This is a genomic window from Oricola nitratireducens (assembly GCF_014904745.1).
GTDB classification, from domain to species: domain Bacteria; phylum Pseudomonadota; class Alphaproteobacteria; order Rhizobiales; family Rhizobiaceae; genus Oricola; species Oricola nitratireducens.
In genome coordinates this window covers 1-576 of the sequence record NZ_JACZCS010000066.1, presented here as the reverse complement: position 1 = coordinate 576, position 576 = coordinate 1, and the positions used below count along the sequence as shown (strand labels likewise).

The 576-nt window shown below is 65.1% G+C and carries 1 protein-coding gene; it reads left to right on the top strand.

What is annotated here, in order from left to right:
• On the top strand, positions 1-576 hold a 576-nt coding region (locus IG169_RS23810; protein ID WP_428982286.1), incomplete at both ends, for an acyl-CoA dehydrogenase family protein.

Sequence of the window (576 nt, the reverse complement as noted above, 5' to 3'; positions counted from 1 at the left end):
GCCGGATCTCGGCTCGTTCAACTGGGAAGACGCGTTCCGGCTGGAAGACCAGCTGACCGACGAGGAACGCCTGATCCGCGATGCCGCCAGAGCCTATGCGCAGGACCAGCTGCAGCCGCGCGTCATCGATGCCTACCGCGAAGAGCGCGTCGATCCGTCCGTGTTCCGCGAAATGGGCGAGATGGGCCTGCTCGGCGTGACCGTGCCCGACACCTATGGCGGCGCCGGCGCCGGCTATGTCGCCTACGGCCTGGTGGCGCGCGAGGTAGAGCGCGTCGACAGCGGCTACCGCTCGATGATGAGCGTGCAATCCTCGCTGGTGATGTATCCGATCCATGCCTATGGCTCGGAAGAGCAGCGGATGAAATATCTGCCGAAACTGGCCTCCGGCGAGTGGATCGGCTGTTTCGGCCTGACCGAGCCCGACGCCGGTTCCGACCCGGGCGGCATGAAGACGCGCGCCGTGAAAATCGATGGCGGCTACAAGCTGACCGGCTCGAAGATGTGGATCTCCAATGCGCCGATCGCCGACGTCTTCGTCATCTGGGCGAAGTCCGAGGCGCATGGCGGCAAGAT